This is a genomic window from Mycobacterium gastri (assembly GCF_002102175.1).
GTDB classification, from domain to species: domain Bacteria; phylum Actinomycetota; class Actinomycetes; order Mycobacteriales; family Mycobacteriaceae; genus Mycobacterium; species Mycobacterium gastri.
Genome location: NZ_LQOX01000129.1, coordinates 147,712 through 173,839, shown reverse-complemented (window position 1 = coordinate 173,839; position 26,128 = coordinate 147,712). Strand labels below are relative to the sequence as shown.

General features: G+C 65.8%; 24 protein-coding genes. 15 read left to right on the top strand and 9 right to left on the bottom strand.

From position 1 onward, the window contains the following. Nucleotides 1-17: 17 nt before the first annotated feature. The gene (locus AWC07_RS27125; RefSeq protein ID WP_023369539.1) at nucleotides 18-143 is read right to left on the bottom strand and encodes a hypothetical protein; all 126 of its coding nucleotides are present in this window, start codon (nucleotides 141-143) and stop codon (nucleotides 18-20) included. A gap of 171 nt (nucleotides 144-314) precedes the next feature. On the opposite strand from AWC07_RS27125, the gene AWC07_RS20720 reads away from it, so the two are divergent. After that, complete coding sequence (locus AWC07_RS20720) at nucleotides 315-947, top strand: TetR/AcrR family transcriptional regulator (RefSeq protein WP_036418516.1); 633 nt, start codon at nucleotides 315-317, stop codon at nucleotides 945-947. 216 nt (nucleotides 948-1,163) lie between these two features. On the opposite strand, the gene AWC07_RS20715 is transcribed toward AWC07_RS20720, so the two are convergent. From AWC07_RS20715 to AWC07_RS20700, 4 genes are all read right to left on the bottom strand, one after another. Then, complete coding sequence (locus AWC07_RS20715) at nucleotides 1,164-2,699, bottom strand: PE family protein (RefSeq protein WP_084293737.1); 1,536 nt, start codon at nucleotides 2,697-2,699, stop codon at nucleotides 1,164-1,166. 133 nt (nucleotides 2,700-2,832) lie between these two features. Further along, the gene (locus AWC07_RS20710) at nucleotides 2,833-4,317 is read right to left on the bottom strand and encodes a PE family protein (RefSeq protein WP_085105214.1); all 1,485 of its coding nucleotides are present in this window, start codon (nucleotides 4,315-4,317) and stop codon (nucleotides 2,833-2,835) included. 164 nt (nucleotides 4,318-4,481) lie between these two features. Next, nucleotides 4,482-6,002 carry a PE family protein gene (locus AWC07_RS20705; RefSeq protein ID WP_036410122.1) on the bottom strand — a complete coding sequence of 507 codons (1,521 nt, stop codon included), beginning with the start codon at nucleotides 6,000-6,002 and terminating at the stop codon, nucleotides 4,482-4,484. 143 nt (nucleotides 6,003-6,145) lie between these two features. Continuing rightward, complete coding sequence (locus AWC07_RS20700; protein WP_036410121.1) at nucleotides 6,146-7,036, bottom strand: alpha/beta hydrolase; 891 nt, start codon at nucleotides 7,034-7,036, stop codon at nucleotides 6,146-6,148. A gap of 168 nt (nucleotides 7,037-7,204) precedes the next feature. On the opposite strand from AWC07_RS20700, the gene AWC07_RS20695 reads away from it, so the two are divergent. Further along, nucleotides 7,205-8,545 carry an FAD-binding oxidoreductase gene (locus AWC07_RS20695; RefSeq protein WP_036410125.1) on the top strand — a complete coding sequence of 447 codons (1,341 nt, stop codon included), beginning with the start codon at nucleotides 7,205-7,207 and terminating at the stop codon, nucleotides 8,543-8,545. Nucleotides 8,546-8,570: 25 nt separating this feature from the next. Here AWC07_RS20695 and AWC07_RS20690 read toward each other — a convergent pair whose 3' ends face one another. Next, a complete protein-coding gene (locus AWC07_RS20690) occupies nucleotides 8,571-9,119 on the bottom strand; it encodes a TetR/AcrR family transcriptional regulator (RefSeq protein WP_036410120.1) in 549 nt (182 codons plus the stop codon). A gap of 148 nt (nucleotides 9,120-9,267) precedes the next feature. On the opposite strand from AWC07_RS20690, the gene AWC07_RS20685 reads away from it, so the two are divergent. Together AWC07_RS20685 and AWC07_RS20680 are read left to right on the top strand one after the other, a co-directional pair. After that, a complete protein-coding gene (locus AWC07_RS20685; protein WP_036410119.1) occupies nucleotides 9,268-10,149 on the top strand; it encodes an acyl-CoA thioesterase in 882 nt (293 codons plus the stop codon). Nucleotides 10,150-10,153: 4 nt separating this feature from the next. Further along, a complete protein-coding gene (locus tag AWC07_RS20680; RefSeq protein ID WP_036410118.1) occupies nucleotides 10,154-11,068 on the top strand; it encodes an LLM class F420-dependent oxidoreductase in 915 nt (304 codons plus the stop codon). Nucleotides 11,069-11,082: 14 nt separating this feature from the next. On the opposite strand, the gene AWC07_RS20675 is transcribed toward AWC07_RS20680, so the two are convergent. After that, nucleotides 11,083-11,784, bottom strand: a complete 702-nt coding sequence (locus AWC07_RS20675; protein ID WP_036410117.1) for a DUF427 domain-containing protein — start codon at nucleotides 11,782-11,784, stop codon at nucleotides 11,083-11,085. 230 nt (nucleotides 11,785-12,014) lie between these two features. Between AWC07_RS20675 and AWC07_RS20670 the strand changes: the two genes are divergently transcribed. Together AWC07_RS20670 and AWC07_RS20665 are read left to right on the top strand one after the other, a co-directional pair. After that, nucleotides 12,015-13,184, top strand: coding sequence for a CaiB/BaiF CoA transferase family protein (locus AWC07_RS20670; RefSeq protein ID WP_036410116.1), 1,170 nt, complete (start codon nucleotides 12,015-12,017; stop codon nucleotides 13,182-13,184). Nucleotides 13,185-13,358: 174 nt separating this feature from the next. Continuing rightward, on the top strand, nucleotides 13,359-13,907 hold the full coding sequence (locus AWC07_RS20665; protein ID WP_036410115.1) for a hypothetical protein: 549 nt from the start codon (nucleotides 13,359-13,361) through the stop codon (nucleotides 13,905-13,907). 21 nt (nucleotides 13,908-13,928) lie between these two features. Here AWC07_RS20665 and AWC07_RS20660 read toward each other — a convergent pair whose 3' ends face one another. Next, nucleotides 13,929-15,059, bottom strand: a complete 1,131-nt coding sequence (locus AWC07_RS20660; RefSeq protein ID WP_085105218.1) for an alcohol dehydrogenase catalytic domain-containing protein — start codon at nucleotides 15,057-15,059, stop codon at nucleotides 13,929-13,931. A 59-nt stretch (nucleotides 15,060-15,118) separates the two neighbouring features. On the opposite strand from AWC07_RS20660, the gene AWC07_RS20655 reads away from it, so the two are divergent. Both AWC07_RS20655 and AWC07_RS20650 read left to right on the top strand, forming a co-directional pair. After that, nucleotides 15,119-15,583 (top strand): acyl-CoA thioesterase, encoded by a 465-nt coding sequence (locus AWC07_RS20655; RefSeq protein ID WP_036412083.1) that lies wholly within the window; start codon nucleotides 15,119-15,121, stop codon nucleotides 15,581-15,583. 102 nt (nucleotides 15,584-15,685) lie between these two features. Then, entirely contained in the window at nucleotides 15,686-16,126 is a 441-nt protein-coding gene (locus AWC07_RS20650; RefSeq protein WP_036412081.1) for an SRPBCC family protein, read from the top strand. Here the strand turns inward: AWC07_RS20650 and AWC07_RS20645 are convergent. Beyond that, nucleotides 16,123-16,842 carry a GntR family transcriptional regulator gene (locus tag AWC07_RS20645; protein WP_036412079.1) on the bottom strand — a complete coding sequence of 240 codons (720 nt, stop codon included), beginning with the start codon at nucleotides 16,840-16,842 and terminating at the stop codon, nucleotides 16,123-16,125. The two genes, AWC07_RS20650 and AWC07_RS20645, sit on opposite strands and share 4 nt — an antisense overlap. 147 nt (nucleotides 16,843-16,989) lie before the next feature. Here AWC07_RS20645 and fadD5 point away from each other — a divergent pair, with 147 nt between their 5' ends. The 7 genes from fadD5 to AWC07_RS20610 all read left to right on the top strand — a co-directional run bounded on the left by fadD5 (nucleotide 16,990) and on the right by AWC07_RS20610 (nucleotide 26,084). Then, complete coding sequence (gene fadD5, locus AWC07_RS20640) at nucleotides 16,990-18,618, top strand: fatty-acid--CoA ligase FadD5 (protein ID WP_085105213.1); 1,629 nt, start codon at nucleotides 16,990-16,992, stop codon at nucleotides 18,616-18,618. 327 nt (nucleotides 18,619-18,945) lie between these two features. Further along, the gene (locus AWC07_RS20635; RefSeq protein WP_425271266.1) at nucleotides 18,946-19,662 is read left to right on the top strand and encodes an MlaE family ABC transporter permease; all 717 of its coding nucleotides are present in this window, start codon (nucleotides 18,946-18,948) and stop codon (nucleotides 19,660-19,662) included. Between the two features lies 1 nt (nucleotide 19,663). Further along, nucleotides 19,664-20,533 (top strand): MlaE family ABC transporter permease, encoded by an 870-nt coding sequence (locus AWC07_RS20630; RefSeq protein ID WP_036413710.1) that lies wholly within the window; start codon nucleotides 19,664-19,666, stop codon nucleotides 20,531-20,533. Between the two features lie 4 nt (nucleotides 20,534-20,537). Then, complete coding sequence (locus AWC07_RS20625; RefSeq protein ID WP_085105212.1) at nucleotides 20,538-21,857, top strand: MCE family protein; 1,320 nt, start codon at nucleotides 20,538-20,540, stop codon at nucleotides 21,855-21,857. Further along, the gene (locus tag AWC07_RS20620; protein ID WP_036416063.1) at nucleotides 21,854-22,894 is read left to right on the top strand and encodes a virulence factor Mce family protein; all 1,041 of its coding nucleotides are present in this window, start codon (nucleotides 21,854-21,856) and stop codon (nucleotides 22,892-22,894) included. Before AWC07_RS20625 ends, AWC07_RS20620 begins: the two co-directional genes overlap by 4 nt. Further along, complete coding sequence (locus tag AWC07_RS20615) at nucleotides 22,891-24,480, top strand: virulence factor Mce family protein (RefSeq protein ID WP_085105211.1); 1,590 nt, start codon at nucleotides 22,891-22,893, stop codon at nucleotides 24,478-24,480. Before AWC07_RS20620 ends, AWC07_RS20615 begins: the two co-directional genes overlap by 4 nt. Further along, nucleotides 24,477-26,084, top strand: coding sequence for a virulence factor Mce family protein (locus tag AWC07_RS20610; RefSeq protein WP_036412143.1), 1,608 nt, complete (start codon nucleotides 24,477-24,479; stop codon nucleotides 26,082-26,084). Before AWC07_RS20615 ends, AWC07_RS20610 begins: the two co-directional genes overlap by 4 nt. The last annotated feature ends 44 nt before the right edge of the window (nucleotides 26,085-26,128 follow it).

Sequence of the window (26,128 nt, the reverse complement as noted above, 5' to 3'; positions counted from 1 at the left end):
ATGGTGGTGCTGGATCTCTAAACGGGCGGGTAGGCCGGCGGCGGATATCCGTTGCCGTCCTCGACCCCACGGATGCCCCAGGTCAGGTAATTGAAGAAGAACTCGATTTCGTCGCTCACGTCGTAGTCAGGACTTGGATCCATTACTGCACCTCTCGACTCGCTATCGACTCGCGACTTGGTCCCCAGGAGTCTAGTCGGATCCGCGTCGGTGCGACAGGCGGTGCCGGGCCTGCCTAAACTGTCCAACCAGTTGATTGGTTAAGCCTTGATTCGGGGCGTCGAGCCCCGCGGGCAGCGAGATAGCGAGTACCGATGCCACAAACGCCGTCCGAGAACGGGCTTTCGCGCCGTGAGGAGTTGCTGGCCGTTGCCACGAAGCTGTTTGCTGCCCGCGGTTATCACGGCACCCGGATGGATGACGTCGCCGACGTGATCGGGCTGAACAAGGCGACGGTGTACCACTACTACGCCAGCAAGGCGCTGATCCTGTTCGACATCTACCGCCGGGCCGCCGAGGGCACGCTGGCCGCCGTGCACGACGACCCATCCTGGACCGCCCGCGAAGCGCTCTACCAGTACACCGTGCGGCTGCTTACCGGCATTGCGCGCAATCCGGAGCGGGCCGCGGTGTACTTCCAGGAGCAGCCCTACATCACCGAATGGTTCACCAGTGAACAGGTGGCGGAGGTTCGCGAGAAGGAAGTCCAGGTCTACGAGCACGTCCACGGCCTCATCGACCGCGGCATCGCCAGCGGCGAGTTCTACGAATGCGACTCCCATGTGGTGGCGCTGGGCTACATCGGGATGACGCTGGGCAGCTACCGCTGGCTACGGCCGAGCGGACGCCGCACCGCCAAGGAGATCGCGGCCGAATTCAGCACCGCGTTGCTGCGCGGGCTGATTCGCGACGAGTCGATTCGCAGAAATTCTCCGCTGGGACCGTAACCCCCGATAACGGCGCGAAAAATCGAGCTAGGGATTCACCGGTGGAATCAGGTGCAGGATTGAGCCGAGCGCGCAGCTCAGCATCGACAGGCCCGTCGCGCTGGGTTGGCCGAAGCTCGGCGACAGGACCGGATTCAGCGCGTTACCCGGGCACTCCGCGTGCACTGACGGCGGCGAGGCGGTTCGCCGGAGTTCTCGGCTTACACCTGAGCTGTGCTACTGCGCCAACGGAATTATTAACGGAATCAACGGAAGTGCTAACGCAGTCAGCGCAGGCGTGTGATGGATAGGCGGAATCAATTCCAGTAGCGGCCCGACGGCGCGAGTGAGCAAAGATATCTCTGTCACGGTCGGCTGGCCTGTGTAGAAATTCACGTCGGTGTCCAGGGCCGGAAGATATGGATATTCGTTCGGCACTGCGGACTGCGGCAATATTCCGATGTCTACGAGGGAGGCTTGGACACCCTTGACGGCGCCATCGGCCAGTTCTCTGCCGACGACGAATGGGTCGGGTGCGGGAAACAGGCTGGCCGGGGTGGGGACGTTGGCGTAGTCCTGGCCGTTTCCCCAGTCGGAGTAGCCCAGGTCGACCAGCACCCGCAGATCGGGCTGGATGAGGTCGGCGAGCGGGGCGCCGATAATGGGAATATCACGAAGCGGGTGGAGCAATGGCAGATCCTTGGTCATGAACATGTAGTACTGCGTGTTGCCGTTATAGCCCGGAGACGTCGGCAGCGGTACCGCGTCAGCGACGTCGAGGTTTGGATACGTATCGTGTCGCCCGGTGCTCATTATCGCGTTGAGGTCGGCCAAGAAATTGAGCGGGTAGCGCGGGAAGTCGCTGGCCGGGTCGTATTGGGCGGCGTAAATGGTGGTCGGGTAGGGAGAATCCGGCGGCGTCGCTTCAGTGAATGTTATGTCCAACCAGGGGATGGTAATGCCCGGAAATCGGGTGAAGAAGCCCCCGTTGGGAGTTGCGGGATTACCGGCCAGCACGAACGACAGTTGGCTGGGGTCGGGCCGCATGCCGGGGGGCAGGGCCATGAGGTCGGTGATGACGTTGGTGGCAACCACGGCGCTTTGCGAGAAGCCGAAATTGACAACCTTGTTGCCGGAACCGATCTGAGAGGCGATCGCGGTTTTGAGATCAACCATGCCCTGGGCGACGGACTCGTTGAGCGTCAGGCCACCGAGATTCAGCGTAAGCGGCCACAACTGGGCGGGGTAGCTCACCCCCGCCGCGAGTGCCCCTGTGAAGAAGGGCTGGATGTACGCGTCGTTGATCAGCGATACGTAGATGGGGAAGGGCTCCGGGTCAAAGGTTCCGCCCATGACCAGCGCCACCGTCGAGGCGGCGGGTGCCGCGGCAGCCATCAGTGCCGGTGCGGTGGTGGCGTTGCTGACCGCCGGGGCCAGCAGGCTCTGGACCTGCGCGTTGAGTCCGCCGAGAGCATTGGCCACCGCGGCGGCATTGGCGGCCTCGGCTTGCGCGTAGGTGGTTGCCGCACCGGCCAGCGTCTGGACGAACTCGTCATGAAATGCGGTGGCTTGCGTAAGGGCCGCCTGGAGCTGCTGGCCGTATGTGCCGAAGAGCTTCGCGATCGCCGCCGACACCTCGTCGGCAGCCGCCGCCAGCACATTGGTCGTCGACCCCGCGGCGGCGGCGCCGGCCGCGCTGATGGCCGAACCGATCTGCCCGGCATTCGTAGCCGCCGACACCATCGTTTCGGGCGCAGCGATTAGGTGCGTCATTGCACGTCCTCCCCTGACAATCCGGCGTTTTCCAAGAGGTGACGAGCAAGCTTTTCTTGCACTGGAAGACGGGGGTTACACCTGGTCAGCGAGAGTGTGATTTTAGCAAGGCGCAAGCCCGGTATGGGCGAAATCAATCCCACCACGGCGGAATCCATCCCAGATCTTTGGCCGCGGTGCCCAGAGCGCCGGTTAGCAGCGACAGCCCGGTCACGCTCGGCTGACCCAGAAAGAAGTTCACGCCCGGGGCCAACGACGGAGCGTACGGATACCCGGTCGGTAGGTCGGACTGCGGTAACCACCCAAGACTCACCAGGCTGGCTTGGACTCCCTGCGCGGCGCCCTTGGCCAGGTAGTAGCTGACGGCCAGCGGGTTGGGAACGGACAGGAATGAGGCGGGGGTGGGAATGTCTGCATAGCTCAGGCCCGGTCCGTAGTCGGAATAGCCCAAATCGACGAGCACCCGCAGGTCCGGCTGGACGAGTTCGGCGATAGCTGTCCCCACATAGGGAATGGGACGTATAAGGCTGGTCAGCGGCATGTTCTGGGTCGGCACCAGGTAGTACTGGGTGTTGCCGGAGTAGCCCGGGGAAGTCGGCAGGAGTACCGCGTTGTCAACCTGGTCCGGCGTTAGGCCGATATAGAAATGGGTGCCGTCGAAGACGCCGATGATGGCGTTGAGGTCCGCCAGGAGATTGAGCGGGTATTGCGGGAAGTTGGAGGCGCCGTCGTATTGGTGCGAGTAGATGACAGTCGGGTAGGGCGAATCCGGTGGCGTGGAGCCGTTGAACAGCACATCCAGGATCGGGAGGTACAGGCCGTTGAACCGCTGCAGGACCCCGCCGTTGGGGTTGTTCGGGTTACCGGTCAGCACGAAGGCCAGCTCGCTGGGACTCGGCGGAGCGGGTTGGCTCATCAGATTGCGTATTTCGATGGTGGAAATCGTGGCGCTCTGCGAGTAGCCGAAAACGACGGCGCTGTTCCCCAGGGTGCTGAGTTGCGTATTGACCGCGTCGCTCAAGATAGCCACACCCTGAGCGACGGACTGGCCGAACGTCAGGTTGCCGAGATTCAGTGTGATCGGCCAGACCTGCTCCGGCGTGTACAGGACGTTCGATACGGCCCCGGGGAAATTGGGCTGGATGAACAGCGTCTGAGCACCGGTCACAAATATCGCGTCGGGGTACGGGATAGCGGTGCCGCCCATGATGAAGGCCACTTGCGTGGCGGGGCTGGCGATCGAAGTCAGCGGGATGGTGCCACCGGTCCCGGCGTTGGGAAGCAGCGGGCCCAACAGGGAATGGACTTGCGTGTCGAAAGCGTTCAGCGCGCTGCACGCCGTGGCTTCGGCTTGTGCGTAGGCGTTAGCCGCCGCGGCCAGTGCCCGGGTGAACTCGCTGTGAAACTCGGCGGCCAGGGTGACAACAGCCTGGTACTCCTGACCGAAGGCGCCAAACAGCGTCGCGACGGCCCCCGACACCTCGTCTTCGGCCGCCGCCAGCAATCCCGTCGTGGGGACGGCCGCGGCCGCGTTCGCCGCGTGCAGCGCCGCCGCGATCCCGTCCAGATCAGTGGCGGCCGTAGCCACCATTTCTGGCGCAGTGAGCAAATACGACATCGCTAAGTCCTTTGCAAACCGGGCGCCTTCCGGTCGAACACGGAAAGGGCCGCGACTGCGGGTATCAGGTATGAACAGAGGGTAAGGCGGTCCTGCCGGTAAGTCCGGCGATTGCCCGTTTTTGGCCACGCGGACTCGTCCCGATCGGGCCCGGCGCCGTCATCTCATGGGAAGATCGGCGGCGGAATCACATGCAGCAGCGACCCGAGGCCCCCGCTCAGCAGGGACAGCAACGTCACCTCGGGCTGGCCGATATAGAAGTTCAGCCCCGGATTGATGGACGGTATCCATGGATAAGCTTGCGGGAACCACTCCGGGCCCCAGAATCCGGCTTCCACGCCGATTTCCACCGCGGCGGCGTAGGGCGCCTGCAGGCTTCCCAAGGCCAGGTAGTAGCCGACGGCAAACGGGTTGGGAATCGACAACAACCCGGCCGGGGTCGGAACGTTCGCATAATTCGGTCCGTAGTCGGCGTAGCCCAAGTCGACGAGCACGCGCAACTGCGGCTGGAACAGGTCGGCGATCGGCGGGCCGGCATAGGGAATGTCGCGAATCGGCTGGACCAGCGGTAGGTCTTGGGTCAGCAGCATGTAGTACTGGGTGTTGCCGGCGTAGCCCGGAGAGGTCGGCAGGGGCACCGCGTTGGCGATCTCGCTGGCCGACAGCGTCGGATATGTGTTGTGCACATAGAAGTAGCCCATGAAGGCGTTGATGTCCGACAAGATGTTGAGCGGATATCGCGGGGCGTTGGCGATGCCGTCGTACTGGGCGGTGTAAATGGTGGTCGCATAGGGACTGTTCGGCGGGGTCGCACCATTGAACGAGACATCCAGGAACGGGATGTAGAAACCGGGGAAGCGCGACAGCAGTCCGCCGTCAGGCGTATTGGGATTGCCAATCATGACGAACGAGATATCGCTCGCATGGGGGGACCCCGCCCCGATGAGCGCGTTGATTTCGTTGTTGACGATGGTGGCGCTCTGCGAATAGCCGAAAGCGACGACCTTATTTCCCAGAGCTATTTGGGCATTGATGGCGTTGTTCAGGTCCAATACGCCCTGGGCGACGGACTGGTTGAACGTCATGTTGCCCAGTTGTGGGGTAACCGGCCAGAACTGCTCGGGGGTGAAGAGCGCCTTCGGGATGGCCCCGGCGAAGAGGTGCTGAATGTATTTGACGTTGATTCGATTCAGGTATATCGGGTCGGGGTCGGGGTTTCCGGTGCCGCCCATGATCAGCGCAACCTGGGATGCTGCGGCCGGTACCGCCGTCAGCGCGCTGGCTCCGCCGGTGCCGACCCCCGCGCTGGTCAACAACGACTGGATCGGTGCGGTGACCGCGGTACGCGCATTCGACAGAACCCCGTTCAGAGCCCCGTTCAGAGCCCCGTTCAGCAAAGCCGCGTTGGTGGCCTCCGCCTGCACGTAGGCACCCGCCGCGGCGGCCAGCGCCCGGGTGAACTCGTGGTGGAATGCGGCAGCCTGCCTGACGACCGCCTGGTACTCCTGCGCGTAGGCATTGAACAGCGCGGCGGTAGCGGCCGAAACCTCGTCACCGGCAGCTGCCAGCAGATTGGCCGTCGGTCCGGCAGCCGCCGCGTTGGCCGTGCCTACCGCCGCGGCAATACCGTCGACTTCGCTGGCAGCAGACGCCAATAGCTCCGGGGCGGTAAACACATGCGACATCTCCCCGTCCTTCCCGCCAACGGGCCCCGCCCTGTCCCGCCGCAACTAACCGCAACCGCGGGTATTGGGTAATTACCGAGAGTAGAGCGGTCTTGCCGGGAAGTCTGGCGTTTGCCCGTATCGGACGGCATGAAAGCGCGAGACTAGCAAGCTTTCAGGTGCTGGTCCAGGAACGCGATCTGGTCGGCGACGGCGCGCTCGAACGCGTCGTTGACATAGATGGCGAAATGCCCCTCGGGATACACCTTGACCTCGCCACGGGGAGCTTTGGCGGCGTAACGCAGGGTCGGGCCGGCGGGCGCCACCGAGTCGGTCTCGCACACGCAGAACAGGATGGGGCAGCGGACCTTCGCGGCCAGCCGCCCCGGACGATAGGTGAGGACCCGCAGCGCGATCCGGGCGGCGATCTCGTTGCGCAACTCCACACCCTCGGGCACCAGCTCGAGGTAACCATCGTAGGCGTCCGGGGCGGTCATCACCGCAACCTCGCCGGGCTTGCCCACCGTGGGAACGAGCACCGGGGGCCGTCCGGACAGGGCGCCGACGACGTCGCGCAGCGCCAGCGCGGTGAGGCGCGCGACCGTCACCGGGTTGATCGCGCGGACGGAGGCGACGCCGTCGGTGAACGGGCATTGCGCGACGACGGCGGCGATACCCGGCACCCGGGCTGCCGTGGTGATGACGTGCCCGCCGCCAAATGACGTTCCCCACAAGCCGATTCGGCTCTGGTCGATACCCTCGATGGTGCGCGCATAGGCCACCGCCGCCGTCCAGTCCGCAAGCTGCATACCGATGTCGAGCAGTTGGCGGGGCTCGCCCTCGCTGTCGCCGAAGTTGCGGTAGTCGAACACCAGGCAGGCGTAACCGGCCGCCCTGAACCGCTCGGCGTAGGCGTCCAACCGCATGGTGCGCACCGCACCCAGACCGTGCGCCATGACCAGCAGCGGCGACGGGCCGCTGCCGGCGGGGCGGTAGAGCCACGCGCTGATCCGGTCGGGGCCGGAGGTGAAATAGACGTCTTCGCGTTCGGCCACAGCCCCTCCACGCGATGTTCGGAGCCCGCCGGATGATGGACTACGGTCTGGAAACGGTAACAGCATCGCAGCTTGACGGAGGGCAGCCATGGCGATTCGCGTCGTCCGCGTCGGCGCCGGAAACGTCCGTCGACTGGCGCTTGACGAGGCATCGCACGCGTTATGAGCATGCTGCGCGGCCTGACCGCCGCCGTCGGTTCGAGCCACGTCACCACCGATGCCGACGTGCTCGCCGCGCGCAGCGTCGACCACACCGGCCGCTATCGGGGCCGGGCCAGTGCGCTGGTGCGGCCCGGCTGCGCCGAGCAGGTCGCCGAGGTGCTGCGGGTATGCCGGGACGCCGGGGCCTACGTCACCGTGCAAGGCGGTCGCACCTCCCTGGTGGCCGGCACCGTTCCGCAACACGACGACGTACTGCTGTCCACCGAAAGACTTTGTGCGGTAGGCGATGTCGACGTCCTCGAACGCCGTGTCGAGGCGGGCGCCGGGGCCACGCTGGCGGCGGTGCAACACGCCGCGGCGGCGGCGGGCCTGGTGTTCGGCGTCGACCTGTCGGCTCGTGATTCCGCGACCGTCGGCGGCATGGCCGCCACGAACGCCGGCGGCCTGCGTACGGTGCGCTACGGCAACATGAGCGAGCAGGTGGTGGGTCTGGACGTGGCGCTGCCCGACGGTTCGGTGTTGCACCGGCACAGCCGGGTGCGCCGCGACAACACCGGCTACGACCTGCCGGCGCTGTTCGTCGGGGCCGAAGGCACGTTGGGCGTCATCACCGAGCTGGACCTGCGGCTGCATCCGGCTGCGTCGTATCGGGTGACGGCGGTCTGTGGGTTCGCCGACCTCGACGTGCTAGTCGATGCCGGACGGGTGTTGCGCGACGCGGACGGAATCGCGGCACTGGAATTGATCGACGGCCGCGCCGTCGCGCTGACCCGCGAGCAGCTGGGACTGGCCGCTCCCGTCGAGGGCGACTGGCTGCTGTTGGTGGAACTGGCAGCCGACCACGATCAGACCGATCGGCTCGCCGGGCTGCTCGGCGAGATGCGGTGCTGTGGCGAACCGGCCGTAGGCGTGGATAGCGCTGCGCGGCAACGATTGTGGCGCACCCGGGAAGCGCTGCCCGAGGTGTTGGCCGGCTATGGGCCACCGATGAAGATCGACGTTTCGCTGCCGTTGCCGGTGATCGGCAGATTTGCCCGGGATGCGGTCAGTCTGATCCACGCTCATGTTGCCGACGCACTGCCGGTCCTGTTCGGCCACATCGGTGAGGGCAATCTGCACCTCAACGTGCTGCGGTTGCCGCCGGACCGCGAACCTGCGCTGTATCCGGAGCTGATGGGACTGATCGCCGAGTGCGGCGGCAACGTCAGCTCGGAGCACGGCGTCGGCAGCCGCAAGCGCCGGTACCTGGGGATGTCCCGGGAGCCCGCCGATATCGCCGTCATGCGAACCCTCAAGGCGGCGCTGGACCCGACCGGCTATCTCAACGCGGCGGTGTTGTTCGAGTAGCGGCTCGGTTGGCGGGGCTTTAGTTTTAGTCGGTTCCCTTGATGCCGACGGCATGGCGCAGCTGAGCCAGGAACTCGTCGGCGTCGTCGCTTCGAACGATGTAGTGCGAGATCGCGACTCGTATTGCCGTCGCCGCCTTCACCGCGGCATTGGGGCCCGGAAGAAGCCGCTGCAAGCCGGCACGCATCTCGGGTATGACACCGGACATCTGCGCGATGACCAACTCCGGTTCGACATCGACCATCCGCACCCCCGAGTAGGAGTACTGGTAGTCGACGATGAAACGCAATGCGGCATCCAGCCTTTCGACGCCCCTGAGCCCGGCCGTCGCGTCGGCCAGTCCGCTTTCGAACTTCTGGCGCTCGTAGCGCGAAAATGTGGCGAGCAACTCCTCTTTGGAAGCGAACCAGCGGTAGAGGGTCGGACGCGACACTCCGGCCTGGGCAGCGACTTCCGAGAGGCTGAGCTTGGTCTTGCCGCTGCGGGCGAGCACCTCCGCGGTGGCCGCCAGGATCCGCTGACGGGTCAAACTGTCGGTGTCGGTGGCAGCTGTTGTCCCAAACGCCTGGCTCATGCCTCAAACTTTACAAAACATCGGCCAAGTGTCACGTGGTTTCGACCGGTGGCCCGCGGACGCGGGGCCACCTGAGAAGCTTTACAAAATAGGCGCAAAGTGTCACGCTGAGCCGTGGGTTGGCGTCGCGAGCAAGAGGTGAACGCAGTTGACGACAGATTCTGAACAGGCCCAATGGTCGGTCGATCGGCTGCTCGAGCTCTTCGAGGTACGGGCCCAGGGCGCCGATCGGTTCAGCGCCGACACCGGCATCGCCGGGCAGGACGACCGACGGGTGGTGGAGGGCACCCAGGTGCTCGCACAGGCAATCGTCGCCGTGGCCAAGCGATTCCACGGCAAGTCGGTGCGTTCGGCGCACGCGGTGTTTTCCCGCGCCGTCGCGGTCGGTCCGCCGGTCGAGCTGCTCCTCGACGTCGTGCACGAGGGCCGGTCCACCGCCACCGCCGTCGTCTCGGCGCAGCAGGACGGCCGGCGCTGCATCACCATGACGGTCCTGGCCGACGTCCCCACCGGCGACGTGATCCGCCATCACCTGCCGCGGCCCGGCGTCGGGGCGCCCGCGGACGCCAACGTCTCGCAGATGCCTATGATCGGACGCGTGCTGCGACTGGTCGACGTGGTGGACGTCAACAGTCCGGACGAGGTGGGACCGCCCGAGTTGTACGCGTGGTTGCGCTACGACCCTATCCCGGCCCGTGACGACCTGGCCAAGGCGCTGGTTGGGTACTTCACTGGCCACCTGGGCATTTCGACCACCATGCGGGCGCACCGGGGCATCGGTACCAGCCAGGCGCATCTGACCGTGTCCACCGCGCCGATGACGATCTCGGTGGCTTTTCACGAACCGGTGCGCTGGGACGGCTGGTTGCTCTACACCCACGAGAGCACGCAGGTCGGCGCCGGGATGTCGTACGTCCGCGGCACCGTGCACACCGAGGAGGGCGGACTCATCGCCTCCTTTGCCCAGGAGGCGATGATCCGGCCGCTGCGCACCACCGACACGGCGATCGACGCCCGGTCCCGGTTCTAGCGGTATGCGCTTCGCCGTCACCCACCCGATGCACAGTCATCCCTACAACCCGGAGCTGTTGTCCGGGGCCAGTATCGCGGCGATAGCCGCGGCGGCCGAAGACGCCGGCTTTCACGGGTTCGGCTTCACCGACCACCCGGCCCCGTCACAGCGCTGGCTTCAAGCGGGCGGCCATGACGCGTTGGATCCGTTTGTCGCCCTGGGTTTTGCCGCCGCACGGACCACGACGCTGCGGCTGATTCCCAACATCGTGGTGCTGCCGTACCGAAACCCGTTCCTGGTGGCCAAGTCCGGCGCAACGCTGGACCTGCTGTCCGGCGGCCGGTTCACGCTGGCGGTCGGCGTGGGATATCTGAAACGGGAATTCGCGGCACTGGGTGTCGACTACGACGAGCGTGCCGAGCTGTTCGAGGAGGCGCTGCAGGTCATCCGCGCGGTGTGGACCAGCGATGACATATCTTTTGCGGGAAGGCATTTCACCGCGCGCGGCATCACCGCGCATCCCAGACCGCTCAGCCCGCCGCCGATCTGGATCGGCGGCAACACAAAGGCGGCCCGCCGTCGCGTCGCCCGCTACGGTGACGGCTGGTGCCCGTTCCCCGCGCCCGCGCGGCTGGCCCAGACCGCGGGTACCGCGGCCATCGACTCGGTGGACCGGCTTGCCGACGGTATCGAGGACTTACGGCGCGACTGCGACGCGGCCGGCCGGGATTGGTCGGCAATCGACATCACTTTCACCAACGCCGACGGGGGCAGCCCGGCGAGTGACGACTTCAACGCCGATGCTTACCTGTCCGGGTTGGAAAAGCTTGCAGCCCTTGGTGTTACCTGGGTGCACGTAGGGCTGCCCGGCGACAGCCTCGGTCATGTGCTGGACAGCATCGAGCGGTTCCGGACTGTGGTGATCGATGCCGCCTAACCCCTTATCGCCGATCACAGCACCCTTGTCGCCCCGAGAACATGGCCCGGCAGCTCCGCGATGACATCGATGCGGGTGTCGTCGAAGCTGAGCAATCCCTTGATGGGCAAGCTTTCCGGAAACGGATCCGGATAACTCCACGCGGCGTCTTCGACGAAGACGTCGTCCAGGACGGCGGACCAGTATGTCGCGACGCCCTTGTAGTTGCAGTAGCCCGACGTGTCCGACTTCCGCAGTAGATCGGTGCGCACCTGCGAAGGTTCCACGTACAGCCGCGGTTCCAGCGACGTCTCGAAAACGATCACCGTGTCGTGGGTGTCCACCAGCGCAGTCCCGGCAAGAGAGACGTTGAGGTGACGCGTGGTTGGGCGGCAGTCGACCCGGTGGTACGGATTAGGCGGATAGTGGACGAGTTTGCGGCCCTCTTCCACCCAGGTGTCGACGGCATCCCACGGCACGCGAACGTAGCCGGGGGCTTCGGATTCGGGTTCGGTCGGTAGGTCGCCTACCTCGTCGGACGGGAAAGCGTAGCTGAGCGGGTGATCGCGCCGATGTACCAGCAGCGCCCGCTCGGTGTCGATGACCAGCCGCCCATTGCGGAATGCCTGGATCCGGCGCAGATGCGGTTCGATGTAGACGACGTTGGTAGGTATCGGCGGACAGAAGTGTCCGGCCGGGTTCCGGCTGAGGGGACCATGTCCGGCCACCAGACTCATGAGGCTCCTCCCAACGTGGGCACCCGCACCGCGGCCATGGTGACCGCGTCGCCGCGAGCCGCGTCTGCCAAGTGCGGGGTTGCGAACGCACTGCTGGCGGACCGCGAACCCCGGCGACGTCATGCTGTCAGGTAAGCGTAAGCGGTGGCCCGCCGGTATCCCCCGCGGATTGCCGTTACTGCTTCGGTCCCGGAGAAACTCCGGCGGACGAGCCACGGTAGGAATGAGCCATGGCGGGACCGGTAGCAGGCATCACAGTCGTCGAGCTTGGGGTCTGGGTCGCTGGGCCGGCCACGGCCGCGATCCTGGCCGACTGGGGCGCCGACGTCATCAAGATCGAACCGCCGACCGGCGATCCGGGCCGGATGTTCGGCCGGATGCTGGGATGCGATCTGGGGGTCAACCCGCCTTTCGAAATGGACAACCGTTCCAAGCGCAGCGTCGTGCTGGACCTCACTACCGCTGCCGATCGCCGCGCTGCCTTCGAATTACTCACCGATGCAGACGTTTTCGTGACCAATGTGCGCCCCGGCGCGTTGCAACGGCTGGGGCTCGACTTCGAGGCGGTGTCCGGCCACAACCCCCGTCTGGTCTACGGGCTGATCACCGGATACGGCGAAACCGGGCCAGACGCCGACCGCGCCGCTTACGACGTAGCGGCGTTCTGGGCGCGCGCCGGTGTGGCCGATCTGCTCACCCCGCCGGGCGGCACCCCGCCGTTCCAGCGCGGCGGCATGGGTGATCACTCGGCGGGCATGACCCTGGCGGCCGCCGTCTGCGCAGCACTGCTCGCGCGTGAGCGCACCGGAACCGGTCAACTGGTGACCACCTCGCTGTACCGCCAGGGCGCCTACACGGTCAGCTTCGACCTGAACACCTATCTGCTCACCGGCCAGCCGATCGCGGTCGGACAACGCGAGTCGATGGGTAACCCGTGCATGAACAACTACACCGCCGGCGACGGGAGGCGGTTCTGGATCGTCGGGCTGCAGGCGGATCGGCACTGGCCCGCGTTGTGTCGTGTTGTCGGGCGGCCGGAATGGCTGGCCGATCCGCGGTATGGCGATGCCCGCGCCCGCGCCGCCAACGCCGTGCCGCTGATCGCCGCGCTGGACGAGATCTTCGCAACGAAGTCGCTTGCCGAATGGGCGGAAGCCTTCGCCGCCGAACCGGATTTCTTCTGGTCCCCGGTCAACACGATCGAGGACGTCGTCGCCGACGAGCAGTTCCACGCCGCGGGCGGCATCGTCGAGGTGCCGGACGGGGAATCGAGCGTGCCGATGGTGGCCACGCCGGCGGATTTCCACGGCACGCCATGGGAGCCCCGCTGGGCGGCGCCCGCACTGGGCCAGCACACCGAGGAAGTTCTGGCCGAACTTGCCGCGCGCCGCGGGTCCTGACCGCCCCGCAAGCTTTACAAATTTGCGCGAAAGTGTCACGCTGTCGAGTGGGCCGTGTCACCCGATTCGCCGAAACCCGGCCGGTCCCGGTGGGCCATCCGGTGCGGCGGACACCCCTGACAGCAGCGGCAAGCCACCGGTCCGCAGGTGGGCCCACGCACAAGGAATGAACCGATGATCACTCCCGCTTACGGCATCAGCGATTACCTGGCAACAGCTGCGACCCGAGGGCCGCGGACCGACACGGAGTGTCTGCGTTATCGGCTCGAGGTGGTCGCCACCAGCACCGTCGACGTGGTGCACGCCGCCGGGGGCTGGTTGTACGACCGGGTGACGGCCGGTTGGGAGGTGACGGTGCTGCTGCCAGGGGGCGGCGGCACCCGGCCGTTGCAGATCCTCGGGGCCCGGGCCGCGGACCTGGAGACCGGATTGACCGAGTCGCGCCCATGGGGCCAGAGCCTGGCCGTCAGCGCCGGGGCGTTAGCGGCAGACGATCGCGTTCGCGATCGGGTGCTCGAGGCGCTCGAGTACCGGTCGGGTGAGGTGGCACTGTGGGGCGACAAGTGGCCTTGGGGGCTCAATCGCGCGATCAGCCCGGTGCGGCATGTGCTCAGCTTGACCGCCCGGGCCTTCAAGCGTCAGGCGCTGAAAGCGGCCGGAATCCCCTACGGCTCAGTCGAGCCGGTCGAGACACTGCTCAGCGACACGCAGTGGTGGGGCTAGTGCCGGCGTGAGCCCGCAGAGTCAGAACGTGATGAGCTGGCGGATCGCCACGCCGTCGGCCAGATGATCCATCGCCGCGTTGATGTCGTCCAACCGGATCGTCGACGACACCAGCGATTCCACCGGCAGCCGGCCGGACCGCCACAGTGACACGAACCGGGGAATGTCGCGCCGCGGGACCGCCGAACCGAGGTAACTGCCGATCAGCGAGCGGCCCTCGGCGACAAAACCCAACGGCGAGATGCTGATCCGCGCGTCCGGGGGCGGCAGCCCGACGGTGACGGTACAGCCGCCCGGGGCGGTCAGTGCGATCGCGGTCTGCAGCGCGTCAGGGTGACCGACAGCCTCGACGACCACGTCCGCTTTCACCCCGGCATCCGTGGCCCGCTGCGGGGTATAGGTATCATGAACGCCGAGTTTGGTTGCAGCAGAAAGCTTTTCAGGTATCTGATCGACACCGATGACACGGACGTCGGGATAGGTCAGTGCGGTGAGCGCCGCCGCCATCCCGACACCCCCGAGTCCGACGACGGCGACCGACTGTCCCGGTCGCGGGTTACCGACGTTGAGTACGGCGCCGCCGCCGGTCAGCACCGCGCATCCGAGCAGGGCCGCCACCTGCGCCGGCACGTCGTCGGGTACCGCGATGGCACTGGCCCGGTTGACCACGGCATGGGTGGCAAATCCCGAGACGCCGAGGTGGTGGTACACCGGGTGGCCTTCGCGGCTGAGTCTGATAGCGCCGCCCAGCAAGGTTCCGGCCGCGTTGGCCGCGCCGGCCGGCTGGCACGGTGTCATGCCCTCGGTCGCGCATGCCGGACAGTGTTCGCACCGCGGTAGGAACACCAGCACGACTCGCTGGCCGACGGCTACCTCGTCAACCCGGTCGTCAACCCGGTCGTCAACCCGGTCACCGACCTGCTCGACGATTCCCGCGGCCTCATGGCCGAGCAACATCGGCACCGGCCGCACCCGGTTGCCGTTGACCACCGACAGATCGGAGTGGCATACGCCGGCGGCCTCGACGCGGACCAGCACCTCGTCGCTGCCGGGCGCTTCCAGATCGAGGTCGGCCACGCTGATCGGCCGTGACTCGACGTACGGGCGAGGCGACCCGATCCGCTCGAGCACCGCTCCGCGGATGCGAAACATGTTGGAATACAACCATGGCCTCAATATCGCCGGACCGGTCGGTGCCGTCGGCGCCCGAAATGCCTGCGCCGCAGAATCTCACCAGCGCCGACTTCCCGGTGCTGTGGCCGGTGCTCACCCGCTGGGCCGACAACGACATGTTCGGTCACCTCAACAACGCCGTCTATTACCAACTCTTCGACACCGCGATCAACGCCTGGATCAACACGGGTACCAACCTCGACCCGCTCACCACGCCTTCGCTGGGCATCGTCGCCGAGTCGGGCTGTCGTTACTTCTCCGAACTGCATTTCCCGGAACAGCTGGTGGTGGGCCTGGCGGTCACCCGCCTGGGCCGAAGCAGCGTCACCTACCGGCTCGGCGTGTTCAAAGCCGGCCAGCAAACCGACAGCGACCGGCCGCAGCCGATCACCGCGCTGGGGCACTGGGTACACGTCTACGTCGACCGGACCAGTCGCAAACCCGTCCCGATCCCCGACGCCATCCGCTCATTGCTTGCAGCAGCTTGCGTGAGGCTTGCGTGAGGCTTGCGTGAAGCCGGCGTGAAACCCGCGTGAAATAGGCCGGGCCACACCCGAAATCAGGCCCCAACCGGCGCGGTCAGTGCCCGCCGGTATGCTTCGCCAATGCCAGTTTTGAGCAAGACCGTCGAGGTCAGCGCGGACGCCGCGGCGATCATGGGCATCGTCGCCGATATCGAGCGGTACCCGGAATGGAACGAAGGGATCAAGGGCGCCTGGGTGCTGCACCGCTATGACGACGGGCGTCCCAGCCAGGTGCGGCTCGACACCGCCGTCCAAGGCTTCGAAGGCATCTATATCCACGCCGTGTATTACCCGGGTGACAACCAGATCCAAACGGTCATGCAGCAAGGTGACCTCTTTATCAAGCAGGAGCAGTTGTTCAGCGTGGTGGAGACCGGCGCCAACAGCTTGCTGACCGTGGACATCGACGTCGAGCCCAGCCTGCCGGTGCCCGCGCCCATGGTGAAAATGCTGCTGAACAATGTCCTCGAGCAGCTCGCCGAGAACCTCAAACAGCGCGCCGAGAACCTGGCCACCGGCTAGGAAGACGGGGCAACCCGATCGGATTGGCCGAAGATTCCGTTGCGGTCCAGCGTTTCGGTCAGTCGTCGTGCCGCGTCGGTGAATTGCCAGACGGTGTGCTCGGCGACCGCGGCCGCATCCCGGCGGCGCAGCGCCGCGATCAGCCGTCGGTGATTGTCCACGGTGGCCGCGCCCCATCGCGGATCCGCGGCAAACACCTGCGCCGGCATGTAGCGGGCGGCATTCAGTAGGAACCAGGCCAGCTTGATTCGGTGGCTCGCCTGATTGAAGATGCGATGGAACGAGAACTCGAGCGTCGCTATGGTCTCGGCGTCACCGGACCCGACGGCAGCGGCCAGCCCATCGTTGATGCGGCTCAGCTCCTCGATCTCCACGTCGGTGATCCGGGCGGTCGCCGCGGCGGCAAGCTCCCTGGCAATGGTGGCCTGCAGCCAGAAGATGTCCTCGATGTCCTGCCTGGTCAGCGGCAGTACCACGTGACCACGGTGCGGCTCCAGCTGCACCATGCCTTCGCCGCGCAGCTTCAGCAGGGCCTCACGAACCGGGGTGATGCTGACCCCCAGTTCGGCCGCGGTCTCGTCGAGGCGGATGAACGTGCCCGGACGCAGGGTCCCCGACATGATCGCCGCCCGCAAATGGCCGGCCACCTCGTCGGATAACTGCGCCCGGCGCAGTGGCCGCCGGCTTCGCGGCCGGGCGGATAGCGGAGCGTTCATGCGGCCTGCCAGGACTTTCGGGGGCTTGGCGGGACTTTGCAGGTCTTGTTTTAGGGCCACTGGGCCCGTTAATGTGACCCAGATAACACCATGTTTTATCAAATATCAGCGTGACGCAAGCGGTGCAGGAGTGAAGGGATCGCACAGTTGACCGCGCAACTGGCCAGTCATCTGAGCCAGGCCGCAGCCGGCCTGGAGCAGCCCTATCTGGCCCGGCGGCAAAACTGGGTCAACCAGCTCGAGCGGCATGCCCTGATGCAGCCCGAGGCGACCGCACTCCGGTTTCTGGGTCACACTGTGACGTGGTCTGACCTGCGCTATCGGGTCACCGCGCTGGCCGGCGCCCTGAGCCGTCGAGGGGTCGGCTTCGGCGACCGGGTCATGATCCTGATGCTCAACCGCACCGAGTTCATCGAGTCGGTGCTGGCGGCCAACATGCTCGGGGCCATCGCGGTGCCACTGAATTTCCGGCTCACCCCGACCGAGATCGCCGTGCTGGTGGCGGACTGCGCACCTCGGGTGCTGATCACCGAGGCGGTGCTGGCGCCGGTAGCCACCGGTGTCCGCTCCATCCGGCCGCTGGTGGACACCATCGTGGTGGCCGGCGGCGCATCCGACGACACCGTGCTTGGCTATGACGACCTGATCAACGAGACCGGGGGCCCGCCCGGACCGGTCGACATCCCGAACGACTCGCCGGCCCTGATCATGTACACCTCGGGGACCACCGGCCGGCCGAAGGGCGCGGTGCTCACGCACGCCAATCTCACCGGGCAGGCGATAACCGCGCTGTACACCAGCGGCGCCAACATCGGCAGCGACGTCGGTTTCATCGGGGTTCCGCTGTTCCACATCGCCGGGATCGGCAACATGCTGACCGGGATGTTGCTCGGTGTTCCCACAGTGCTGTACCCACTGGGCGCGTTCGATCCCGGTCAACTGCTCGACGTGCTGGCCGCGGAGCGGGTCACCGGGATCTTTCTGGTGCCCGCGCAATGGCAGGCGGTGTGCGCCGAGCAGCAGGCAAGGCCGCGCAACCTGAAATTGCGGGTAATGTCATGGGGCGCCGCACCGGCGCCGGACGCGTTGCTGCGGCAGATGTCGGAGGTCTTTCCCGGAACGCAGATTCTGGCCGCGTTCGGCCAGACCGAGATGTCGCCGGTCACTTGCATGCTGCTCGGCGAAGACGCGATCCGCAAGCGCGGCTCGGTCGGCAAGGTGATCCCCACGGTCGCCGCCCGCGTGGTCGACGACCAGATGGACGACGTACCCGTCGGTGAGGTGGGCGAAATCGTCTACCGCGCACCGACATTGATGAGCTGCTACTGGAACAACCCGCAGGCCACCGCGGAAGCGTTCGCCGGCGGCTGGTTTCATTCCGGGGACCTCGTCCGGATGGACTCCGACGGCTACGTCTGGGTGGTCGACCGCAAGAAGGACATGATCATCTCCGGCGGCGAGAACATCTACTGCGCCGAGGTGGAAAACGTTCTGGCCGGCCACCCGGGCATCGCCGAAGTCGCGGTGATCGGCCGGCCCGACGAAAAGTGGGGCGAGGTGCCGGTTGCGATCGCGGCTGTAACGGACGCCCCCCTCCGGATCGAAGACCTAACTGAGTACCTGACCGAGCGGCTCGCGCGTTACAAACACCCCAAGGCGCTCGAGATCGTCGAGGCACTGCCCCGCAACCCTGCCGGGAAGGTGCTCAAAACCGAATTGCGATTGCGCTACGGAGCTCGGAGGAGCTTCGAAAACCGTCCTGTGCCAATGCATTAAACGAAAAGAGAGGACGACTGACAGGACCTTTGCGGGTTGCCCGCTGTTGACGAAGGGTTAATTGTGAGGATGCGGTTCACACGCCGACGGCCATCAGGTACATTCCTGTGGTCTCCGTTACTACCTGCAGGTAGGGAGCCGACGGTCACACACCTAGGGATGGGGCAAGGAGGAAGGCGTGCGACATGATCGGCCGTTACGCCGCAACCCGAGCGGTCCCATGGTGAGGAGGCGACAGTGACGACGACCTCGACGCGTCCGCACCTGCTGGGCTACCTACGTGACCAAGTGGAAACGCCCCTCACACTCGTCGGCGGATTCTTCCGGATGTGTGTGTTGACCGGAAAGGCGCTGTTTCGCAGGCCGTTCCAATGGCGCGAGTTCATCCTGCAGTGCTGGTTCATCATGCGGGTCGCGCTGCTGCCGGCCATCTTGGTCTCGGTGCCGTTCACCGTCCTGCTGATCTTCACGCTCAACGTGCTGCTGGCCCAGTTCGGTGCCGCTGACCTCTCCGGTGCCGGCGCCGCGATCGGGGCCGTCACCCAGCTCGGCCCACAGGTCACGGTGCTGGTGGTGGCCGGCGCCGGGTCGACCGCCATCTGCGCCGATCTGGGTGCCCGCACCATCCGTGAGGAGATCGACGCGATGGAGGTGCTGGGCATTGACCCCATCCACCGGCTCGTCGTTCCCCGGGTCATTGCCGCGACGCTCATCGCCACGTTGCTCAACGCCATGGTGATCACCGTTGGGCTGGTGGGCGGTTATCTTTTCGGTGTTTATCTGCAGAACGTGTCGGGCGGCGCGTACCTGGCCACTCTCACCACCATTACCGGCCTGCCCGAGGTCGTCATCGCGATGGTCAAGGCGGCGACGTTCGGGCTGATCGCCGGGCTGGTCGGCTGCTACCGCGGGCTGACCGTCCGGGGCGGCTCCAAGGGTTTGGGTACCGCTGTCAACGAGACCGTCGTGCTCTGCGTGGTCGCGCTTTTCGCGGTCAACGTGGTGCTGACCACGGTCGGCGTCCGGTTCGGGACGGGGCACTGACATGGCGACTTCCGCGGTATTGCGCGCCCGATTCCCCAGGGCCGTCGCCAATCTGAACCGATATGGCGGTGCGGCGGTCCGCGGGCTGGACACGACCGGCCGGCTGGCCTGGTTCACGCTGGTCAGTCTCGGGAACATCCCGTTTGCCCTGAGCCGCTATCGCAAGGAAACCCTGCGGCTGATCGCTCAGATCGGAATGGGCACTGGTGCGATGGCCGTCGTCGGCGGCACCGCCGCGATCGTCGGTTTCGTCACGTTGTCCGGCAGTTCGCTGGTCGCAATCCAGGGATTCGCGTCGCTGGGGAACATCGGGGTGGAGGCGTTCACCGGCTTTTTCTCCGCGCTGATCAACGTCCGCATCGCCGCGCCGGTGGTCACCGGTGTGGCCATCGCGGCAACGGTCGGCGCCGGTGCCACCGCCGAGCTCGGTGCGATGCGGATCAGCGAAGAGATCGACGCCCTGGAAGTGATGGGCATCAAGTCGATCTGCTTCCTGGCTACCACCCGGATCCTGGCGGGGCTGACGGTGATCATCCCGCTTTATGCGATGGCCATGATCATGGCGTTCCTCTCCCCGCAGATCACCACGACGGTGCTCTACGGACAGTCGACCGGCACCTACGACCACTACTTCCGGACGTTCCTGCGCCCTGACGACGTCTTCTGGTCATTTTTGGAGGCCATCATCATCACCGCGGTGGTGATGGTCAGTCACTGCTACTACGGGTACAGCGCCGGCGGCGGCCCCGTCGGTGTCGGCGAGGCCGTCGGCCGATCGATGCGTTTCTCGCTGGTCTCGATACCCGTGGTCGTCTTGTCCGCCGCGTTGGCGCTCTACGGCGTCGACCCCAACTTCGCACTGACGGTGTAGCGCCATGACGATGCCGGCGAAGGTCAACAAGGTCAGCGACCCGCCGTACAAGACGGCGGGTGTTGTCTTTCTGGTACTCGCGCTTGTCATATTCGTGTTGGTGTACCTGCAGTTTCGTGGGGATTTCACCCCGAAGGTCAAGCTGACGATGTTTTCCGATCGAGCCGGCCTGGTGATGGATCCCGGCTCGAAGGTCACCTACAACGGTGTGCAGATCGGCCGGGTCGACACCATCTCGGAGATCACGCGCGACGGCAAACCGGCCGCCAAGTTCGTCTTGAACGTCAATCCGAAGTACCTCTCGCTGGTACCGGAGAACGTCAACGCGCAAATCAAGGCGACCACGGTGTTCGGCGGCAAGTATGTGTCGCTGACGACGCCGAGAGACGACCGTGGCAACGTCATCTCGAAGGGGCATCTCACCCCCAAGAGCGTCATCAATGCCGTCGGGGTGACCACCGAGATCAATACCTTGTTCCAGACCATCACCTCGATTGCCGAGAAGGTGGACCCGGTCAAGCTCAACCTGACGCTCAGCGCGGCCGCCCAGGCGCTGACCGGATTGGGCGATCGCTTCGGGCAATCGATCGTCAACGCCAACGCGATCCTCGACGATGTCAACCCGCGGATGCCGCAGGCCCGCCGCGACATTCAGCAGTTGGCGGCGCTGGGCGACGTCTACGCCAACGCATCGCCGGATTTGTTTGACTTCCTTGACAATTCGGTGCCTACGGCGCGCACGTTCAACCAGCACCAGCGCGAATTGGATGCCGCTTTGCTGGCGGCGGTCGGGTTCGGCAACACCGGAGCGGACGTCTTTGGCCGGGGTGGCCCGTATCTGGCGCGTGGCGCCGCCGACCTGGTGCCCAGTGCTCAGTTGCTGGACACCTACAGCCCGGAGCTGTTCTGTACGCTGCGCAACTACCACGACATCGAGCCCAAGGCCGCCACGTTCCTCGGCGGCAACGGCTACTCGCTGGCCACTCACAGCGAGCTGCTGTCCGGGTTGGGATTGATGCTGAACCCGACGTCGCTGGTGCCGCTGCTGCTCTCACAGATCGGCGGGCTGGCCGCCGGGGTGGTCGGCGGAGCGCCGAATCCATACATGTATCCGGAAAACCTGCCGCGGGTCAACGCGCATGGCGGCCCTGGCGGTGCGCCGGGCTGCTGGCAGCACATCACCCACGACTTCTGGCCGGCACCCGAGTTGGTGATGGACACCGGCAACAGCATCGCTCCCTATAACCACCTGGAGACCGGTTCGCCCTACGCGATCGAATACGTCTGGGGCCGTCAAGTAGGGGACAACACGATCAACCCATGAAAATCACCGGTACTGTAATAAAACTCGGCGCCTTCGCACTGGTGCTGGTGCTGTTCAGCGTGATGATCGTCATCGTTTTCGGTCAGATCCGCTTCGACCGCACCTACGGCTACTCCGCTGAGTTCAGCAACGTCAGCGGGCTCCGGCCCGGACAATTCGTCCGCGCTTCGGGGGTGGAGATCGGCAAGGTCAAAAATGTGTCGCTGGTCGACGGCGGCAAACGGGTCCGGGTGGATTTCGACGTCGACCGTTCGATACCCCTTTACCAATCGACGACGGCGCAGATCCGCTACCTCGACCTGATCGGCAATCGTTACCTGGAACTCAAGCGCGGTGACGGCGAGGGCAGCGACCGGGTCATGCGGCCGGGTGGGTTCATTCCGCTGTCGCGCACGTCGCCGGCGCTCGACCTCGACGCACTGATCGGCGGTTTCAAGCCGGTGTTCCGGGCGCTGGACCCGGACAAGGTCAACACCATCGCCTCGGCGCTCATCACCGTGTTCCAGGGCCAGGGCGGCACCATCAACGACATTCTCGACCAGACCGCGCAGCTGACCTCACAGATCGCCGAACGCGACCAGGCGATCGGCGAGGTGGTGAAGAACTTGAACGCCGTGCTGGATACCACGGTTCGCCATCGCAAGGACTTCGATCAGACGGTCAACAACCTGGAGGTGCTGATCACCGGGTTGAAGGACCACCGTACCCAGTTGGCGGACGGCATCGTGCACATCAGCAACGCCGCCGGAACCGTGGCCGATCTGCTGGCCGAGGACCGCGCACTGCTGCACAAGACCGTCAACTACCTCGATGCCGTCCAGCAGCCGCTCATCGACCAGCGTCAGGAGTTGAACGACTTCCTGCACAAGGTCCCGACCGCGCTGAACATGATCGGGCGCACCATCGGGTCCTACGGGGACTTCGTGAATTTCTACTCCTGCGACATCAGCCTCAGAATCAATGGGCTGCAGCCCGGCGGGCCGGTGCGCACGGTCCGGCTCTTCACCCAGCCGACGGGTAGGTGCACGCCACAATGAGAACGCTGGAACCTCCCAATCGGCTTCGTATCGGCCTCATGGGCATCGTGGTGATGATCATCGTCGTCGCCGTCGGCCAGAGCTTCACCAGCGTCCCCATGTTGTTCGCACGGCCGAGCTACTACGGGCAGTTCACCGACTCCGGTGGTCTCAACAAGGGTGACAAGGTGCGCATCGCCGGCATGGACGTCGGCAAGGTCGAGGCCCTGTCGATCGACGGTGACCACATCAAGATCAAATTCTCGGTCGGCACCAACGTCATCGGCACCGAAAGCCGGCTGGCGATCCGCACCGACACCATCCTCGGCAAGAAGGTCCTCGAGATCGAGGCGCGCGGCAACCAGCCGCTGCGGCCGGGGGGCACATTGCCGTTGGGCCAGAGCACCACTCCGTACCAGATTTACGACGCCTTCTTCGACGTCACCAAGGCGGCCACCGGCTGGGACATCGACACGGTCAAGCAGTCGCTGCATGTGTTGTCGCAGACCATCGACCAGACCTACCCGCATCTGAGCGCCACCCTCGAGGGCGTGGCCAAGTTCTCCGACACCATCGGCAAGCGCGACCAGGAGATCAAGCACCTGCTTGCGCAGGCCAACCAGGTGGCCAGCATCCTCGGGGACCGCAGCCAGCAGGTGGACCGGCTGTTGGTCAACGCGAAGACGTTGATCGCCGCGTTCAACGAACGCGGGCGCGCCATCGACGCACTACTGGCCAACGTCGCTTCGTTCTCGGCCCAGGTGCAGGGGCTGATCAACGACAACCCGAACCTCAACCATGTGCTCGAGCAGCTACGTCAGGTCAGCGACATCCTGGTTGAGCGCAAAGACGACCTGGCAAACGGGCTGCTGATGGTCGGCGGATTCCTCCCGTCGCTGAATGAGTCCATCGCGTCGGGACCGTTCTTCAAGGTGGTCATCCACAACCTGGTTCCGGGGCAGATTCTGCAGCCCTTCATCGACGCCGCGTTCAAGAAGCGGGGCCTGGACCCGGAGAATTTCTGGCGCAGCGCCGGGTTGCCGGAATACCGTTGGCCCGACCCCAACGGCACCCGGTTCCCCAATGGCGCGCCGCCGCCGGCGCCGGGTGTGCTGGAGGGCACGCCCGAGCACCCGGGGCCGGCTGTCCCGCCCGGTTCACCCTGCTCGTACACGCCGGCCAATCCCGGCGGCAATGTCACCGTCGGGGACGAGGGGCTGCCGCGGCCCTGGAACCCGCTGCCCTGCGCGGGAGCGCTTCTCGGCCCGTTCGGCGGTCCGAACTTCCCGGCGCCGCTGGACGTCGAGGCGTCCCCGCCGAACCCGAATGGCCTGCCGCCGACGCCGGGCATCCCGATCGCGGGGCGGCCGGGCGACCCGCCGCCTGACGTTCCGGGCACCCCGGTGCCGCTGCCGCCGAACGCACCGCCGGGTGCGCGAACCGAGCAACTGGCGCCGGCCGGCCCGACACCGCCGCCGTCGACATTCGCGCCGGGGCTGCCGCCGGGTCCGCCCGCGCCGCCCGGGCCGGGGCCGCAGCTGCCCGACCCCTACATCAACCCAGGAGGCACCGGCGGTAGCGGTGTGACTGGAGGGAGCCAGAATTGAGCACCGTCTTTGACATCCGCAATCTGCGGCTTCCGAGGATGACGCGGGCGACGGTGATCGTCGGAACGCTGATCGTGATCTTGGCCCTGGTGGCAGCGTTTGTCGGCTGGCGGCTTTACCAGAAGCTGACCAACAACACCGTGGTTGCCTATTTCCCTGCCGCAAATGCGCTGTACCCCGGCGACAAGGTCCAGATCATGGGCTTGCAAGTGGGCAAGATCGACAGCATCGAAGCGGTTGGCGACAAGATGAAGGTCACCTTCCACTATCAGAGCCAGTACAAGGTGCCGGCCAACGCTTCGGCGGTGGTCCTCAACCCGACCCTGGTGGCGTCGCGCTCGATCCAATTGGAGCCGCCGTACAAAGGTGGCCCGGTGCTGGCCGACAACGCGGTCATCCCGATCGAGCGCACCCAGGTACCGGTGGAGTGGGACGAGCTGCGCAACAGCATCACCAACATCATCGACAAGCTCGGCCCCACCCCGCAGCAGCCCACGGGACCGTTCGGTGAGGTCCTCGAATCGTTCGCGAACGGACTCGCCGGCAAGGGCAAGCAGTTCAACACCACACTGGACAACCTGTCTCGGGCGCTGACCGCACTGAACGAAGGCCGTGGCGACTTCTTCGCGGTGGTCCGCAGCTTGGCGCTGTTCGTCAACGCGCTGCACCAGGATGACCAGCAGTTCGTTGCGTTGAACCAGAACCTGGCCGACCTCACCGGCCGGCTGGTCAGCTCCGACCAAGCCCTTTCCAATGCGTTGCAGCAGTTCGATAGCTTGCTGACGACGATCCGGCCGTTCCTCGACAAGAACCGCGAGGTGTTGACTCACGACGTCAACAACCTGGCCGAGGCGACCAACACGCTGCTTCAGCCCGAGCCGTTGAACGGCTTGGAGACCGCCTTGCACGTCCTGCCGACGGCGGCGTCGAACGTCAACCAGATCTACCATCCGTCGCACGGGTCCGTCGTGGCCATCCCGGAGATCACATCCTTCGCCAACCCGATGCAATTCGTCTGCAGTTCGATTCAGGCCGCCAGCCGGCTCGGATATCAGGAGTCCGCTGAGCTTTGTGCGCAGTATCTGGCGCCGATCCTGGATGCGATCAAGTTCAACTACTTCCCGTTCGGGGTGAACTTCTTCAGCACCGCCGAGGTGCTGCCCAAGCAGGTCGCCTACTCCGAGCCGCGGCTGCAGCCGCCGAACGGGTACAAGGACACGACCGTCCCGGGGATCTGGGTGCCGGATACTCCGTTGTCGCACCGCAACACCCAGCAGGGCTGGATTGTCGCCCCCGGCATGCAGGGACAGCAGGTGGGGCCGATCACGGCGGGCCTGATGACCCCCGAGTCGCTGGCCGAACTCATGGGAGGCCCAGACATCCCGCCCGTTCAGTCCACCTTGCAGACGCCACCCGGACCGCCGAATGCGTACGACGAGTACCCGGTGTTGCCGCCGATCGGTTTGCAGGCCCCGGTGCCGATCCAGCCGCCGCCGCCCGCCCCAGGGGTGCTCCCGGGTCCGGTTGCCCCGACGCCCGGGCCGGCAGCGGCGCCCGCACCGGTAGGCGCTCCACTTCCCGCTGAGGCAGGAGCGGGTCAGTGAGGGGCGCGATGAGCGCGGTAGGCGCGAAGAGCAAGCCGAGCCAT